The 16,101-nt window shown below is 49.3% G+C and carries 14 protein-coding genes; 12 read left to right on the top strand and 2 right to left on the bottom strand.

The features are described 5' to 3' along the window. The first annotated feature begins 176 nt into the window (after positions 1-176). Both IEY53_RS15175 and IEY53_RS15170 read left to right on the top strand, forming a co-directional pair. Complete coding sequence (locus IEY53_RS15175; protein ID WP_189026275.1) at positions 177-2,069, top strand: ATP-binding protein; 1,893 nt, start codon at positions 177-179, stop codon at positions 2,067-2,069. Between the two features lie 104 nt (positions 2,070-2,173). Then, the gene (locus IEY53_RS15170) at positions 2,174-4,066 is read left to right on the top strand and encodes an ATP-binding protein (RefSeq protein ID WP_189026273.1); all 1,893 of its coding nucleotides are present in this window, start codon (positions 2,174-2,176) and stop codon (positions 4,064-4,066) included. A gap of 19 nt (positions 4,067-4,085) precedes the next feature. On the opposite strand, the gene IEY53_RS15165 is transcribed toward IEY53_RS15170, so the two are convergent. Further along, positions 4,086-4,325: an NHLP leader peptide family RiPP precursor gene (locus IEY53_RS15165; RefSeq protein ID WP_251037411.1), complete on the bottom strand. Its 240-nt coding sequence runs from the start codon at positions 4,323-4,325 to the stop codon at positions 4,086-4,088. A gap of 69 nt (positions 4,326-4,394) precedes the next feature. After that, positions 4,395-5,348, bottom strand: coding sequence for a class 1 isoprenoid biosynthesis enzyme (locus tag IEY53_RS15160; RefSeq protein WP_189026271.1), 954 nt, complete (start codon positions 5,346-5,348; stop codon positions 4,395-4,397). Positions 5,349-5,467: 119 nt separating this feature from the next. Here IEY53_RS15160 and IEY53_RS15155 point away from each other — a divergent pair, with 119 nt between their 5' ends. The 10 genes from IEY53_RS15155 (at position 5,468) to IEY53_RS15110 (ending at position 16,077) form a co-directional block, all read left to right on the top strand. Beyond that, positions 5,468-6,544 carry a Gfo/Idh/MocA family protein gene (locus IEY53_RS15155; protein ID WP_189026269.1) on the top strand — a complete coding sequence of 359 codons (1,077 nt, stop codon included), beginning with the start codon at positions 5,468-5,470 and terminating at the stop codon, positions 6,542-6,544. Positions 6,545-7,537: 993 nt separating this feature from the next. Then, entirely contained in the window at positions 7,538-8,983 is a 1,446-nt protein-coding gene (locus IEY53_RS15150) for a sensor histidine kinase (protein WP_229696173.1), read from the top strand. A 22-nt stretch (positions 8,984-9,005) separates the two neighbouring features. Then, complete coding sequence (locus tag IEY53_RS15145; RefSeq protein WP_189026265.1) at positions 9,006-9,641, top strand: response regulator; 636 nt, start codon at positions 9,006-9,008, stop codon at positions 9,639-9,641. A 295-nt stretch (positions 9,642-9,936) separates the two neighbouring features. After that, entirely contained in the window at positions 9,937-10,674 is a 738-nt protein-coding gene (locus IEY53_RS15140) for a YveK family protein (RefSeq protein WP_189026263.1), read from the top strand. Further along, a complete protein-coding gene (locus IEY53_RS15135; protein WP_189026261.1) occupies positions 10,658-11,299 on the top strand; it encodes a CpsD/CapB family tyrosine-protein kinase in 642 nt (213 codons plus the stop codon). The genes IEY53_RS15140 and IEY53_RS15135 overlap by 17 nt, the downstream gene beginning before the upstream one ends. A gap of 56 nt (positions 11,300-11,355) precedes the next feature. Then, positions 11,356-12,237 (top strand): UTP--glucose-1-phosphate uridylyltransferase GalU, encoded by an 882-nt coding sequence (galU, locus tag IEY53_RS15130; RefSeq protein ID WP_189026259.1) that lies wholly within the window; start codon positions 11,356-11,358, stop codon positions 12,235-12,237. A 60-nt stretch (positions 12,238-12,297) separates the two neighbouring features. Then, positions 12,298-12,990: a sugar transferase gene (locus IEY53_RS15125; RefSeq protein WP_189026257.1), complete on the top strand. Its 693-nt coding sequence runs from the start codon at positions 12,298-12,300 to the stop codon at positions 12,988-12,990. Between the two features lie 25 nt (positions 12,991-13,015). Then, positions 13,016-13,951 carry a glycosyltransferase gene (locus IEY53_RS15120; RefSeq protein ID WP_189026255.1) on the top strand — a complete coding sequence of 312 codons (936 nt, stop codon included), beginning with the start codon at positions 13,016-13,018 and terminating at the stop codon, positions 13,949-13,951. Positions 13,952-13,960: 9 nt separating this feature from the next. Beyond that, positions 13,961-15,307, top strand: a complete 1,347-nt coding sequence (locus IEY53_RS15115) for an O-antigen ligase family protein (RefSeq protein WP_189026253.1) — start codon at positions 13,961-13,963, stop codon at positions 15,305-15,307. Next, positions 15,304-16,077 (top strand): WecB/TagA/CpsF family glycosyltransferase, encoded by a 774-nt coding sequence (locus IEY53_RS15110; RefSeq protein ID WP_189026252.1) that lies wholly within the window; start codon positions 15,304-15,306, stop codon positions 16,075-16,077. Before IEY53_RS15115 ends, IEY53_RS15110 begins: the two co-directional genes overlap by 4 nt. Positions 16,078-16,101 lie beyond the last annotated feature (24 nt).

Genomic DNA, 16,101 nt, shown 5'->3' with positions numbered 1-16,101 from the left:
GGGGAAGACAGGTTTGCCTGTCTTTAATATATTCCTTGCGCGCCTTCTTTAACCATCTGTTCTTAACCATCGCTTATTTCCTGAGTTTATGCAAAAATAGGAGGTATAGATCGAACGTTGTCGAAAAGAATCATACGAAGCCATAAAATACACAAAAGACTCACTGAGGTGTCAAGATGAAGTTGCCATTCCACAAGACAGCATCCGCTATTCTGGTTCTGCTCATGCTGGCTGTAATCATACCGATCGGGTTTGCCATGGAGCAAACCGGACATCCCGGAACCGACGTGCCAGTCTGGGAGCTGAAATGGGAACAGGCAGAGGTGCCTGATGCTATCACAGCCGCTGCCGTTACGGAGTGGGTCAAGGTCAAGGCGCACGGCGATATTCCACAGGCTGCCGAAGGTGACAGTGCGGTTTGGATCCGATTCCCCCTGCCTGAGCTTCCGGAGCAGTCAGCTGTGCTGATTGACAAAATTTCCGGAAACCACATTAAGGCATACATACACAATGATCTGATTTATGATTCACAAGGAGAGGGCAATGCTGCCGGTACCCGGGTGCTGATCCCCTTGCCCGCAAGCCCGGCTGGAGCGAAGCTGTATCTATGGAGCAGCGGAGGCGGAAACGGGCCGGGTATAGAGGGGGGGATTCACTTGGGCAGCTATGACAAGCTGCTGGCTTCTTATGTGAAACAGGATTTGATGGACCTTATCCTTGGGGCAGCGCTGATTTTTATGGCAACCGTGCTGCTGGTCTGTTCTCTTTTTCTCAAAAGAGAGCTGTTTACCGGCGGGTTTCTGCTGGTGCTTGTGATTCTGTCGTTTGGGGTGCTGGTAGTTGCGTATTCACCCTTTCTGCCGCTGATTACAAGCGGTGCCGGCAAGGAGGCCGAGCTGTTTTTCGACCTGGCTTTATTCACGCTGCTACCGGTGTTTACATTTTATTTTGAGAAGGTTTTTGGCCCCGGATTCAAGAACAGCATCAGCTGGTTCCGCAGATTCCAAGTCGGTTATTCGCTGCTTTGTCTGGGTCTTTTCGGCCTGAACCGGATGTTGTCCTACAGTATTGAGGATGTCTACAGGTTCATAACGACCGATATGCTGGGGATTCTGATGATTCTGCAATTTATTTTTTTACTCTGCATGAGCTTGGTTTATGCCTATCGCGGCAATACAGATGCCGTTATTTTCTTTACCGGGTTCTCCGTGTTTGCGGTTCTTGGGACTGTAGAACTGGTTCTGTATTATACGTCGGACCATTCCTATCATCTGTATTGGTGGAAATGGGGGATCGTTGTGTTTGTGATCTCGCTGATCGTCATATTGGGCAGAAGGTTCTCGGAGAGCCATGAACAGGTTGTGGAATATTCCAGGGAGCTGGAGAAGTTCAATATCGATTTGCAGCATTCGGAGAAAATGGAGATCATCAGCGAACTCGCCGCTTCCGTAGCCCATGAGGTGCGCAATCCGCTTCAGGTTACGCGTGGCTTCCTGCAGATTCTCGGGGAAAGATCCGGTGACAAGGAAAAGGAATATCTGAAGATGGCCGTCATGGAGCTGGACCGGGCGTCGCATATCATTACGGACTTCCTGACCTTTGCCAAGCCGGGTGTGGAGAATGTGGATGTGCTGAGCGTATCCGAGGAGCTGAAGCATGTAGCCGGCATTCTTGTTCCGCTGGCGAATCTGCAGGGAGGAGCCATAGAACTGAAGATTCAGACAGACCTTGAGGTGCTGGGCAGCTCCTCCAAGTTCAAGCAGGCTTTTATCAATATCATTAAGAACAGCATCGAAGCTTTGGGTGAGAAGGGCATGATTACGATAACGGCCTGGAAGTCAGGCAATCAGATTATCATTAACATCAAGGACAACGGCGAGGGGATGAAGGTCAGTGAGCTGGCCCGGCTGGGTGAACCTTATTACTCCAATAAGACCAAAGGCACGGGGCTGGGGCTGATGGTTACCTTCCGTATTATTGAGGCCATGAAGGGCAGCATCGAATTTGAGAGTCAGGCCGGGGAAGGAACCGAGGTGGTAGTGAAACTGCCATCCGCAGGAATTAAATAGAAATTTTGGGGGAATTCCGTTTCTTTGAAGGGTTGTACAGAAGGCTGGGCGAAATAGTAACTATAACAGAGTTTGCTTCTGAAAAATTGTACTGGGGTGCTTGCATGCGTTTGAATGCGAAAATTCTTCATGTAACAGTGGTGCTATTTCTGCTCTTTCTGGTGGCAGGCTCTATCCAATCAGCGGCAGCTGGCCCTTATACGCCCCGGGAAATTACGGAGTGGCAAATGAAATTTGGAGCGGCTAATGACCCTCAGCAGGGCTGGCTGGATGTTGATGCAAGGAAGGGCATACCGGAACTGCCGCCCGGATTATCCGCTGCCTGGACTCGTATAGCCTTGCCCCCTCTGGATTATAGCTCTCCCGCTCTTTATGTGGATACACTCTATGCGCTGCATGTGAAGGTGTATCTGGAGGAACGGCTTGTTTTTGAAGGAGACCGCTCGTATATCAAAGATAATTATTCTCTACTGATACCTTTGAGTACCAAAGATCAGGGCAAAACATTATACATATGGACGGAAACACTTCAGGACCGGATTGGAATCAAGGATAAAGTGCTGATCGGTGAGCATCGTGTGCTGATGAAGGAATTTATGAAACACGGCCTGATTGATATTGTTCTCGGCAGTGCTTTTATTTTTGTGGCCATTGTTTTGTTTGTGTGCGCGTTTTATTTGAACAGGGAATATTTCTCCATTGCCGTCAGTCTGGCTATCGTCATTGCTTCTACCGGAATTCTCTCCATCACTTACTCTCCTTTTATTTATACTTTTTACAGCGGTCTGGGCCCGGTCAGCATCATCCTTCTGGATTTGGCGCTTCTCTCGCTTCTGCCTTCCTTAACCTTTTTGTTTGAGAAAATATTCGGCAGCGGCAAATTTGCGGTGATCCGCCGGTTCCGTAAATTTCAGGTCGTCTACTCCGCCTTCTGTCTGAGCTGGCTTGTGATTAACAGTCTTTCGGGCAACACTTTTGTTGAGTTTTATTATTTCATCTCCACCACCATTGTGGGGTATATTCTGATTGCCCAGTTTATTCTGCTGATTGCCTGCGTGATCATCTATGCCGCACGGAGGAACAAAGATGCCATTATATTTGCTGTCGGTTTTGGGGCGGCGGCCCTGACGGGAGTGAGTGAGCTGCTCTGGTATTATGCCCGTAACGGCAATTACGATTTGTACCTTTGGAAGTGGGGACTTGTGGTGTTCATAATGTCACTGATCGTTATTGTTGGCCGGCGGCTGGCGCTGAGCCATCAGCAGGTCGTTAAATACTCCAGGGAGCTGGAGTTGTTCAACAATGAATTGCAGCGTTCCGAAAAAATGGAGATTATCAGCGAGCTCGCCGCATCTGTAGCCCATGAGGTGCGCAATCCGCTTCAGGTTACGCGGGGTTTCCTGCAGCTGCTGAGCGGGAAAACAAACGGCGGCGACAAAAAATATATGCTGATGGCTCTTAGTGAGCTGGATCGCGCCTCCAATATCATTACTGACTTTTTAACCTTTGCCAAACCGGAATTTGAGCAGACTTCCATTCTTAACCTTCAAGAGGAGTTTAATCATATTAGGAGTATTCTGCTGCCGCTCTGTCATTTAAATGGGGGGAATATGGAGCTGACCGTAGCGGATAATCTATGGGTGAAAGGAAGCTCGTCCAAATTCAAGCAGGCATTTATTAATATGATCAAGAACAGTATCGAAGCTTTTGGGGAGGAAGGGAATATAGATCTGACCGCGTATCGCAAGGGGGATCATGTATTTATTCATATCCGCGACAATGGGGAAGGCATGGACCCGCAGGTGCTCAGCCGGCTGGGCGAACCCTATTTCTCCAATAAAACCAAAGGAACGGGATTGGGGCTGATGGTCACCTTCCGGATCATTGAGGCAATGCAGGGTGAAGTGCGTTTCTTAAGCACAAAAGGAGCAGGAACCGAGTCCATAACCATTCTGCCCTTGGCAGATGCTCCGGAAGCAGATTCCCGCTCCTTATGAAGTTAGAGTCTATGATGGATTACCAGGAACCGAGTGTGGTTACATCAGATTTCATCACACCGGAAGCCGGGCTGGGAGGGATAACGAGGTAGAACTCATTGGAGCCTTCTTCAACGGCTTTGAGGGTTACATTGTCAGGAATGCTGATGCCTAGAGCTTCTTTGAGGGCTGATTTGGGATCTGAGAGCAAACGTTGTTTGAAACTTGGATCTTCCCATGCCTTCTGAATCACTTGATTTCTAAGAATTGCTTCGGACAAATGAATCACCCTTTCCTTAAATGTTTATATTTTCCTCACCAGTATAGCACAGGACTTTTGGTAATTCTATTATTGTTTTGGGTCCTGAGTCATATTTTTGGAGAGCCAGTAATAGAGTCCCCCATGCTGCAAAAGCAACTTCTCTCGCGTGATTTCAGCTGCAATCTGCTGGAGATTCCGGATCATTCCCGAGTGAAAGGCGGTCAGGCGTGGAGCCATCAATCGGCAGTCCGGAAGCCTGTTGTGATTGTCTTGGGCCCGGGCGGCATACTCCGCAAGTCCATCGGCGGTATAAATGAAATCTTTAACCTTCTCTGCAGTAAGCTCTTCATGGGTAATCGCTAGCCTGGAGCGGACAAGGGACAATAGACAATTGTTAGCGTTGCCAATGCTTAAATCTTCTTCCCAATCCTCGTAATCATCCAGCATCTGCAGTGTCAGCAGGACATGATCGAGCATGGTTTCTGCGGGTGTAACCAGAGAGGACTGACCTGAGAGCAGAAGTGCAGCGGTACTTGAGAGCTTGAGGGGGCTGGCTTTGCGGGCGATCTTCATGGGGTCGTTCAGGAAGTAGTCGGACGTCCGTTCGTTAGTGACACTGTCAGCCCATTCTGCTATATACCGGTTGAAATAAGTCCAGAAGGTTGAAGGATACGGAAAAAGAGCCCTGTAAATATTCAAAAACTCAATGTAGAGCAGATTGGCCAGCGGAAGCTTGTCAGAGGAGTTGGGACCCAGGCTGTCCATCAAATCATCCTGAATGAAGAAATATAACATGAGGAAGACGTTGCCCACCGACATTTGGCGGGTATTCTCTATGGTGAGGCTACATCCCTCCTGCATCCAGAAGGGCAGCAGATAGCAGATGTAATTGTTGCGGCTTCCTGTACAAAATACGTTAAAATGATCAAGATAGGAGTGACCGGCCATATCCAGTGGTTCAGGAAATCCGGAAATGATCCGGGAGCAGTCCTGAAACACAAGCCGCAGGTCTTTCTCGTAGGTATGAAGCCAATAATCCATAGGTATATCCCCTGTCATATAGTTTGAGGTAGGTGGGATAAAGTGGGTCCTTTGTCCTGATTATAACGTGCTGTATTTTTGAATTCAACGGGAATTTTACAGAAAGGATGAATTCACACATGGATAAGATTACTTTTGGACTGGTAGGCGGAGGCTGGAGGGCTGAGTTTTATTTGCGGATCGCCAGGGCGCTGCCGGAGCAATTTGCCGTGGGCGCTATGTATGTACGCGATGAAGGCAAAGCTGAAGTGCTTGCCAAAACCTGGGGGGTGAGGGTGTATACGGCTATCGAGGAATTTATCGCAGCAGGCGGATATTCGTTTGCAGTTGTCAGCCTGAAACGGGAGGTAAGCAGGGAGTATATTATCCGGCTTGCCCACGCGGGCATTCCTGTTCTGGCGGAGACTCCGCCTGCACCGGATTTGGAGCAGTTAGTCGGCCTGTGGAATGAGGTCGGGGACGCTGCCGTCATCCAGATTGCCGAGCAGTACCTGTTCCAGCCGATGCATGCGGCAAAAATCCGTTTGGCCCGTTCGGGCCGTCTCGGTGCGATCAGCCAGGCGCAGGTATCTGCAGCTCATGGATATCATGGCATCAGCCTGATTCGGCAGCTGCTGGGCGGCCAATTTGAGAACGTTACTATCCGCGGGCAAAGATTCGTTTCTCCGCTTGTCAAAGGTCCGCAGCGTTACGGCCCTCCGCTTGCCGAGGAGTTGATCCGGTCGGAGCAGCTGATCGCTTCCCTGGATTTTGGAGACAAGCTTGGGGTGTTTGATTTCACGGGTGACCAGTATTTCTCCTGGATCCGGGGCAACCGGCTGTTGGTGCGCGGAGAGCGTGGGGAGATTACAGGCGATGAGGTCGCCTGGCTCGAGTCGTTTGATACGCCACTCTACAGCAGACTGCGGCGGATAGAGGCCGGGCATGGCGGCAACCTGGAAGGCTTCTATCTCAAGGGGATTATGGGTGACGGGGAGTGGCTCTACCGCAACCGCTTTGCGCCGGCCCGGTTAGCCGAGGATGAGATTGCGATCGCCGAGAGCCTTGTCCGCATGGGGTTGCATGTTGCGGGTGGGCCGTCCTTCTACAGCTTGGCCGAAGGCAGCCAAGACCAGTATCTGGCTTTGCTGCTGGAGCAGGCGGTGAACAGCGGCGAGCCGGTGACTTCGGTAAGCCAGCCATGGGCACTGCGGTAAATGGGCTTAAAGCCTCTTTCGTCTAAAGTTCCTGGACAGGGGGAAGGCGGGACGGCCACTGATATGGACCAGGCAGCGCTGCTGCTGGAGTGCACACTTATAATAGAAGAGAACCAACTTCCCGTTCCTCGAATTGAGGGTACATATCCGGGAAGAGCTGGATGTTTCTATTTATGGCGGGTACACTGTAACGCAAACCGCCCCCAATAAAATTTCGGCTTTGTTGCATTATAAGCATCTATTTTTCTTTTCGAGGATATTTATCGAAGTTATGGTAATTGATACCTGTAATTTTCGTGATTAAATCTTCTCTTTTGACACTATTCTACTAGCGGGGGAGTAGATGCTGTCGTAAAATGTATGATATTGTTGACAGTTCTCCTTCATCTGTGATATTGTCTAGATAATATTAACAGAACCTAAATAGGAACCTGTATAGTTCCTATGGACTATATCAGAAATGCGAACCCTATGAAATGACAGTTTTACAACTGGATATTTCGAGAAAAATTAACATAATTTATGTGATCAAAGCCTGGCCACAATGTGGACAGGCTTTTTCTGTTCAAGTGGTTACACTAATGTAACATTGAATACGCATTCTTTTGAATATATGGATATGAAATGTCAATTTTATGAAAAAAGTACAGGAAAAAGTGTGATTTATTTGTAATGTAAACGCTCACAGTCAGGAAGGTAACTTGTTATTGTGATTCTTCTCATGTATGATGCTTTTAACGCAGCACAAAAGAAGCTCGCATTTTCCACAAAACTGGAGAATAGGGTGGTGGGATGAAAATAAAAGCCACAATGGAAGATAAGATGATTACTTTTTACAGATATTTTTCTTTGTCCCTTACATCACTTATGTATCTTCTGAATTCAATGGGACCATCCGATATATATAAATTCCTCATAATCATTCTGTTATGTATGTTTGCTCCAGTATTTACGTTTGGTTATCGCAGATTCAGGAACAGACCGCAGCTTCTTATGCTGGTTGTAGGCATGGAGATGGCGGGGATTATACTGCTTACGTTATTTACAGGCGGATATGACAGTTCTTTTAAGCTTTATGTACTTAATCCCGTACTTATTGCCGCAGGATCTTTATCCTATTATTTTGGCTGGAGCCTGCTCCTAAGTTATATCGGCATAATGGTAGCTTTTTGTTACCTTTTTCTCAATTTTTCGGACCAATCGTTTGCAGCGGCTGCACTGGAGAACGGGAACCTGTTTCTAGCACTGGTACTTACGGTTATAGTAATGCAGATGGTTAATCGGATGAAACGCCAGCGGGAGGAAGCCAATGCGCGGACGAATGAAACGATGGAGCATATCAAATCTTTGTACCATATCGTGGAGACCTCAAGCCAGCACGACTTCATGAATATCGGCCAAGTCATTACGGATTATGTGGTGAAGCTCACCAAGCTGGACAAAGCGCTCTTCTGGTTCGCGAAGAAAAGCGGGGAGCCTGCTCCACAAAGCCGTCAGACCGGCTGGCAGCAGGAAGAAGAACGATTCCTGTTCTCGGAGCTTGAGAAGCATGAGCATGAATGGAGAATTCAGCGGGAGCCTGTATTTAAGAGCTTGCCGGGACTCGGTGACTTCCTGCTGATGCCTGTTCGGATGAGCACCCGCTTTGTGGGGATGATCGGTGTGAAGCTGGAGTCGGCCGAAGGCCTGGAAGGGCGCAGATGGTACATTCAACAACTGATGTTCCTGTCGGAGCTGAGTGCCATTATTCTTGAGCGCCATGAGCTGGGCGTTATTGAGAACAGGCTGATTATCACGAACGAGCAGAACCGGATTGCGGATGAGATGCACGACAGTGTGTCACAGAGTCTGTTCGGCATTGTGTACGCCACACATTCGCTGAAGCAGACATGGAGAAAGATGTCCGACACCCAGCTTGAAGAGCAGATTGAGCTTATTCATGATTCCGCGACGAAGGTTGCCAAAGAGCTGCGGATCACGATTTACAGTCTTAGCTCCAAGAAAAGCGGCGGGTCCACTTGGCTGGGGATGGTAAGGTCGCACTTGAAAAGTCTCTCCCGTCTAAATGACGTGGAGATTGAACTTAAAATTACGGGCGATGATTTCAGTCTCCCTTATCCCTATCATAAGGCACTTTTCCGGATTATATCCGAGGCCACAGGCAATGCGATCCGTCATGGGGCGGCCCGCCGGGTGGTTGTTGAACTGTCGCTTAAGCCAACCTGGATCCGGTTATCCATCTCTGATGATGGGGTCGGGTTCGATACCGATTTGCTTTGGACGGAGTCCGAGGATAATACCGGCGGGCTCGGTATGAAGAATATGCAATACTTAACCCAATCGCTTGGCGGCGAGTTCCAGCTGTCGAGCAGCGAAAATGCAGGCACAAGAATTTTAATCTCGATACCCGTTGGCGTGGCTGAATTAAAGAATGCATAAACTACAGGTAGGAGGTCGTTCAATGAAAATCGTCATTGTAGATGATCACCCTTTGGTGAGAAGAGGACTGGCAGCAGTCATTTCGATGCAACCTAATGTACAGTTTGCTGGCGAGGCAACGAATGGCCAAGAGGCGCTCCTGGTCATTGAGGAGACGCAGCCTGACCTTGTGCTGATTGATCTTAAGCTTGCCGATGAGTCTGGGCTGGATGTAATCAAAGCGGCGCGTACACGCGGAATTGCCAGCAAGTTTATTCTGCTGACCTCATCCGCAAGCCGGGAGGATTTCCTGAAGGCGGAGGAAGTGCTCGTTGACGGATATGTGCTCAAGGAGGCTTTGCCCGAGGAGTTGCTGTTTGCGATTCAATTGGTCCATAAGGGCAGAAAGTATTATGATCCCGGATTAATGGAAGATAAAATGCGTATGAGTGGAAGCAGTCCTACCGATGAGCTGACACCAAAAGAAAAAGAAGTTTTGATTGAACTGGGGCAAGGAGCTTGCAACCGGGAAATTGCTGCGCGTCTTTTTATCAGCGAATTTACGGTGAAGAAGCATGTCAGCCAGATTCTGGCCAAACTGCAGGTAGCCGACCGCACACAGGCGGCGTTGTACGCAAATGCTGTAGGATTGACCAAATACGAAATGTCATACGATTAAGCCAAAACCCGCTGAAATGGAGCGGAGTTTCCAAGAAACACGGACACCAGGTCCGTGTTTTTTTTGTGTCTTTTTAAGAGAAAAGTTCACAATTTGGTGAAACGGAGTCGTCTATATGGTACAAAAGTATACCATCCCCCCCCTCTTAGGCGGTAAAACCACTCACACCAAAGTGAAGAGGAAAGTGATGGTATGACCCATGTGGCAATTGAAACGGATTGATAGAATAAAAGCAAGATAACTGAAATTTTCATGATTGCTTTCAGAATGAATTTTATACGGAAGGAGGGTTACTGTGGAAAAAACGATTTTGGATTACATTAACCTTATAAAGAAAAGGTTATGGCTAATCACGCTGTTTGTATTGATCTCCTGTGCTACCACCTTCTACGTCAGCAAAAACTTCGTAGTACCGGTCTACTCCGCTTCTGGGCAACTGCTTGTGAACAACATTGCAAATGTTCCCGCGAGCAACAACCTTAATGATCTCAACTTCAGCCTTAACCTCATCGAGAGCTACAAGGAAATTATTAAGTCGCCTACTATTATGAAGAGTGTAGTGGATGCCCACCCCGAGTTCAATCTGACGCAAGAAGAGCTGGCCCCGAAAGTCGGCATCAAGTCATCCGAGAAAAGCCAGGTAATCAACCTTACAGTACAGGATGAGAGCTACACCAAGGCAGCCGGGATCGTAAATGCGGTTTCGCAGGAATTTATCCGCAGTCTGCCGTCGCTGATGAAACTGAACAATGTCACGTTTCTGACTCCGGCCGATCCTTCCAAACAGCCGCCGCCGGTGAACAGCGGTTTTATGATGAACATCATTATTAGCTTTGTAGTTTCACTTATGGCTGCGCTTGGTATTATTCTGCTGATGGAAACCCTGAACGGTACACTCCGTTCCGAGAGGGAAGCAGAGTTCGACCTGGGTCTTCCGGTGATTGCTTCAATCCCAGCCATACGTAAACGCGATATGGGCAAAGCGGATGCCAAAGCCAGAGTAGGGGAGGGTGCTTATGTTACGGCTGAATAACAGTCTGATTGCTGATGTCAATCCGGCTTCCCATGTGTCCGAATCCTTCCGCTCACTGCGTACTTATATCCGCCAGCTAGGCCTGCTGCAAGGAAGCGGCGGCCGGGTGCTGCTCTTCACCTCCGCTGAAGGCGGGGAGGGCAAGACCACCATTTTGTCCAATCTGGCCGTTTCTTTTGTGCAGGATGGCAAGAAGGTAGCCGTCGTTGACTGCAACCTGAGAAACCCAGGACTCGACACTGTATTCGGCGTAGACGGCAGCAATGGACTTGCTGCTTATCTGGGCGGCCAGAAGGAAGCGGATGAGATTTCGTTGCTCGGCAATCTGGCCAATCTGTCCATTATCCCGGCCGGACAGACCTCCGTCAGTCCACCCGATCTGCTGGGTAGTGACAAAATGACAGCTCTTCTGGAAGAGCTTCGCGGAAGCCATGATTTGATCCTGCTGGATTCTCCTCCGGCAGTGGAGTACAGTGATGCCCGCATTTTGGCTTCCCAGGTGGATGGTGTGATTCTGGTTGCCAGACACGGCAAGTCGAAACGGGATGCGCTGCGTAAGGTGAAGGTACTGCTCGAACAAGCCGGTTCCAAGATTCTCGGCATTGCCATGAATCAGGCCAAATAACTGTGTATGAAGTGAAACAAGCCGATGCTTTTAAAAACTTTTAGGAGGTAAGTGCGATGAAAAAGGTTAAAAAGGTGATTATCCCTGCAGCAGGACTCGGGACGCGCTTTCTTCCTGCAACGAAAGCAATGCCTAAGGAAATGCTTCCCATCATCAACAAACCAACCATTCAATACATTGTGGAGGAGGCAATTGCCTCTGGTATTGAGGACATCATCATTGTTACCGGTAAAGGAAAAAGAGCAATCGAGGATCATTTCGACAATGCGTTTGAACTGGAATCCCGCCTGCTGGAAGACGGCAAGCTGGAATTGTTGAAAGAGGTTCAGCGTTCTGCCAAGGTAGAAATCCACTATATCCGCCAGAAAGAACCGAAAGGTCTGGGCCATGCGGTATGGTGCGCCAGACGTTTTATCGGGGATGAGCCCTTCGGCGTCATGCTTGGCGATGATATCGTAACCGGACAAACCCCTTGCCTGAAGCAGCTGATCGACCAATATGAAGAAACGCAAAATTCGGTCATCGGGGTTCAGGAGATCGCGGATGAGTTCACGAACCGTTACGGAATTATTGAGCCGGATCTGCAGGATGGACGTCTGTACCGGGTAAACAATTTCGTTGAGAAACCGCCGCTGGGGACAGCACCTTCCAATCTGGCCATCATGGGCCGTTACGTCTTTACACCGAAAATTTTCAAATACCTCGACCTGCAGGAAAAAGGTGCAGGCGGCGAGATTCAGCTGACCGATGCCATCCAGAAGCTGAACCAAAGCGAACGGGTATATGCTTATAACTTTGATGGTACCAGATACGATGTCGGGGAGCGCCTGGGTTATATTTTGACCACACTGGAATTTGCCCTGCAAAGTGAAGATCTGCGTTACCCTGTAATGGATGCAATGGCTGAATGGCTGAGCAAAGCGGGACAAACCACCTGACCGGAAAGCTTATTACGTAGTACTCGACGCTGTGATAGCGATCAAACTTTATAAGGAGAGATGAGCATGCAAAAACTGCCGGAAGACTACGAGGCCGTCCTGCCGAAACTTTACATGCTGCATGCCAAGGAAGGGACGAAAGAGTCGGGGTCCTACCTGGTCATGAAACGGATCATCGATATCTTTTTCTCCGCTCTTGGTCTTCTTGTGCTGCTGCCTCTGTTCGTAGTGGTGGCTGTCCTGATCAAGCTGGAGGACCCGAAAGGTAAAGTATTCTTCCGGCAAAACCGTGTAGGCAAGGACGAAAAAGAGTTTCCAATGTATAAATTCAGATCCATGGTCTCCAATGCCGAGGAGCTGAAGGCGAACCTCATGGCCTACAACGAGGTAAGCGGTGCAATGTTCAAGATCAAAAATGATCCCCGCATTACACGGACGGGAAGGTTTTTGCGCAAGACAAGTATCGATGAGCTGCCACAGCTGTGGAATGTGCTCCTCGGTCATATGAGTCTGGTCGGTCCGCGGCCGCCGTTGCCTGATGAGGTGGCACAGTATACAGATTATGACAAGCAGCGTCTTACGGTTACCCCGGGCTGCACAGGCTACTGGCAGGTTAATGCCCGTAACAGTGTAGGGTTTGAGGAAATGGTACAGCTGGACTTGACTTATATTCACATGCGCAGCATCAAGCTGGATATGAAGATTATTTTCAAGACGGCCCTGATGCTGCTGGGTTCCAAAGATGCCTATTAATATTATGGAAATTAGGTGAGTGCCGATGCGTCAACACGGAGTCGTTCCTAAGATTTCCATTATCGTTTGTACCTATAACCGCTCACAGCTGCTGGTCAAGACCCTGCAGTCGCTATTGCCGCTGGAGAATCTGGAGCTGGCCGAGGTTATCGTTGTTGATAACCGTTCTAAGGACGATACGGCTGCCAGGGTCAAGGAGTTCATAGCTGCCTATGGAAACGAGATGGATATCCGTTATCTTCTGGAGCCGGTACAAGGATTGTCAGCGGCCCGCAATACGGGCATTCTGGCCTCCAAAGCGGGACTTATCGCATTTCTTGATGATGATGCGATCCCTTGCCGGAACTGGATAACCACAATAGTCTCCACATTTGAAGAAAAGCCGGAGGTCATGGCGATGGGCGGTAAAATTGCCCCGATCTTCGAAAGCAAACGCCCGGATTGGCTCATCAAGCCGTTCGAGCTTCCCTACACCATTGTAGATTTGGGGGACAGAATCAAGGAGTATCCCAGCAAGCTTCATCCCTGCGGAGCCAATATGGCGATGCGCAAGGCAGTCTTTGACATCAGCCTGTTCCCGCTGGAGCTTGGCAGAAAAGGAGATTCGCTGTTGTCGGGAGAAGAGACCTGGCTGTTCGGACAGATTCAGAGGCAGGGACATTCGATCTTGTACCATCCCCAAATGGCAGTGGATCATTTCGTGCCGGCCAACCGCTTGACGGAAGACTGGATTATGAAACGGTATTACAGCCAGGGTATCTCCAACGCCATGAAAAGTGAAGGCTTCAAAGGCCGGCTGATCTTGATTGGAACGACAGGAGCCAAAATTTTGTATATCATGGCCGACTCGGTGCTTTCCAGAAGCCAGGGCAGAAAGCTGCTGAATAAATGCAGGTTGGAGAGTATCCGCGGAACTCTTCACATGATCTGGAACCGGAAGAGAGAGTCTGCAGCGGGGTGAGGGAGTAAGATGACTAATTTTGAGTGGGGCTCCAAATTTCATGTTGTGCCATACGGGATGCTCTATCTCATGTCCGCCCTGTTCCTGGGAACAGCGGTGATCTACCAGCCGGAAATTGCGATAGCTGCCGTAGTGCTGATCATTCTGCTGGGGGTCTCCATCTCGAAGCCGGAGCTGATCAGTTACTTCGTTCTATTGACGACAGCCATCTCCATCAATTTCCTGTACGGGGGCAGCCTGTTCGGAATGGAGATCCTGTCGCTGTACAAACTGGCTATCCTGATGCTTCTGGTACCCTGCATTCTGGTGAACGGACTGCGGTTCAAGCTAAGCCATCCCTTATGGGCCATGGCGGTGCTGCTCTTCATCACCTTCGCTTTCTCCATCTGGATGCCGCAGATGACCGCATCCATTGCGGTCAAAGCGTTTATTGGATTGTCGCTTCCGTTCGTGTTCCTGTTAATTAACTGGAAAAAGGAAGTGGCGGAACGGCAGATTCGGATCATCTGCCTGCTGCCTATCGTCAGTGTACTTGCAGGCGTGCTGCTCCAGGCCGCACACCTTCATTCCTTGCTGGATGTTGAATTTACCGGCGCTATACGGATTCAGGGAGCAAACATTCCGGCCCATCTGGCCATGCTGGCCTTTATGGGTGTGGCCATCCCGTTCATTGAGATCAAACGGAGTCCGCAGCATATCCGGTACTTTTACACCGTGCTTGGCCTGAATTTTTTTATCCTGATCGGAACTGGAACACGGGGACCGATACTGGCCTTGGCACTAATGCTCCTGTATTACTTCTATGATATTCTCCGGCAATATCTGAAGGGCAAAACCTACTACATGGTTCCGCTGATGGGCTCATTCCTTCTGGTCATCGTTGCCGTGTATATGCAGCTCGACAACATCAAGAAACGCTCCTTTGAACGGTCAACGGAGACGGGCGTCGATTTGTCGGGCCGCGCCGAAGCCTGGGAGTATTTCCTGAACAAGGCATCCGACTCCCCCTGGACGGGGAAAGGGCTTGGAGCGGTGACAGTAGCGAACGACGGAACGTTGTACAAAGGTTTTGTGGTTCCGCACAACGAGTATATCCGGTTTTATTTTGATGGGGGATTATTCGGCTCTATTCTGTTGATGCTCTCCTTATTGGCTGTGTTTCTTCTGGTTTACAGAGCTTTGGCACCGCCGGTCAAAGCCTATTATCTGTTATTTATTGCAGCGTTTCTAATCTATTCCTTTTCCGACAACACGCTGTCGACGGTCCAATTTATTATCCCGTTCTGTTGGTACCTAAACTGCCTGTATCGATCTTCACAGTCCACCGATTCCCCACAAAAAGAAGTGATACGATGAACCAAGTAAAGATGTTCGATGTCAATTTCGATAACTATGATTTCATGGACCTGCTTGATTACATTGACAAGACGATCCAGGAGAGGAATCAATCCTACATTCTCACCTGCAACGTGGACCATGTCATCAAGCTGCGCAAAGACAAGGAGTTTCAAACCGTCTATTCCGAGGCGGGAGCGGTTGTCGCAGATGGAATGCCGCTGATCTGGGCCTCCAAAATGCTCGGCAAGCCGCTGAAGCAGAAGGTATCCGGAGCGGATCTTTTCACCAGACTGGGCAAAGCCTTTGAACAAAGAAAGTACCGGCTATTCTTCCTGGGTTCAGCCGAAGGTGTACCGGAACGGGCCATCAAGAATCTCAAAGCTGCACATCCCGGCATGAATATCGTAGGCAGCTATTCTCCATCCTACGGCTTCGAGAACAACGAGGAGGAGAACGAGCGCATTATCCGGATGTTGACCGAAAGCCGGCCGGATATTGTATTTGTCGGGGTAGGAGCACCCAAGCAGGAGAAATGGATCTACCGTCATTACACCTCTTACCAGGCTCCGATATCGATTGGCGTAGGCGCGACCTTCGACTTTCTGTCGGGAACGGTGAAACGGGCCCCGGACTTTATGCAAAGAACCGGACTGGAGTGGTTTTGGCGGCTGAGCCAGGAGCCGGGACGGCTGTGGAAAAGATATCTGGTCGACGACACTCAATTCCTGCTCCTGCTGCTCAAGGAGTTTCGTAAGCGGGACAAAGTAAAGGGAGGAAAGCTGGAATGAAGGTATGGACGGGAAATGCGGGCA

This window comes from Paenibacillus albidus (assembly GCF_014644435.1).
In the GTDB taxonomy this organism is placed as follows: Bacteria; Bacillota; Bacilli; order Paenibacillales; family Paenibacillaceae; genus Paenibacillus_AQ; species Paenibacillus_AQ albidus.
Note: the sequence above shows the minus strand (reverse complement) of the source record. Positions and strands in the feature narration are given on the sequence as shown.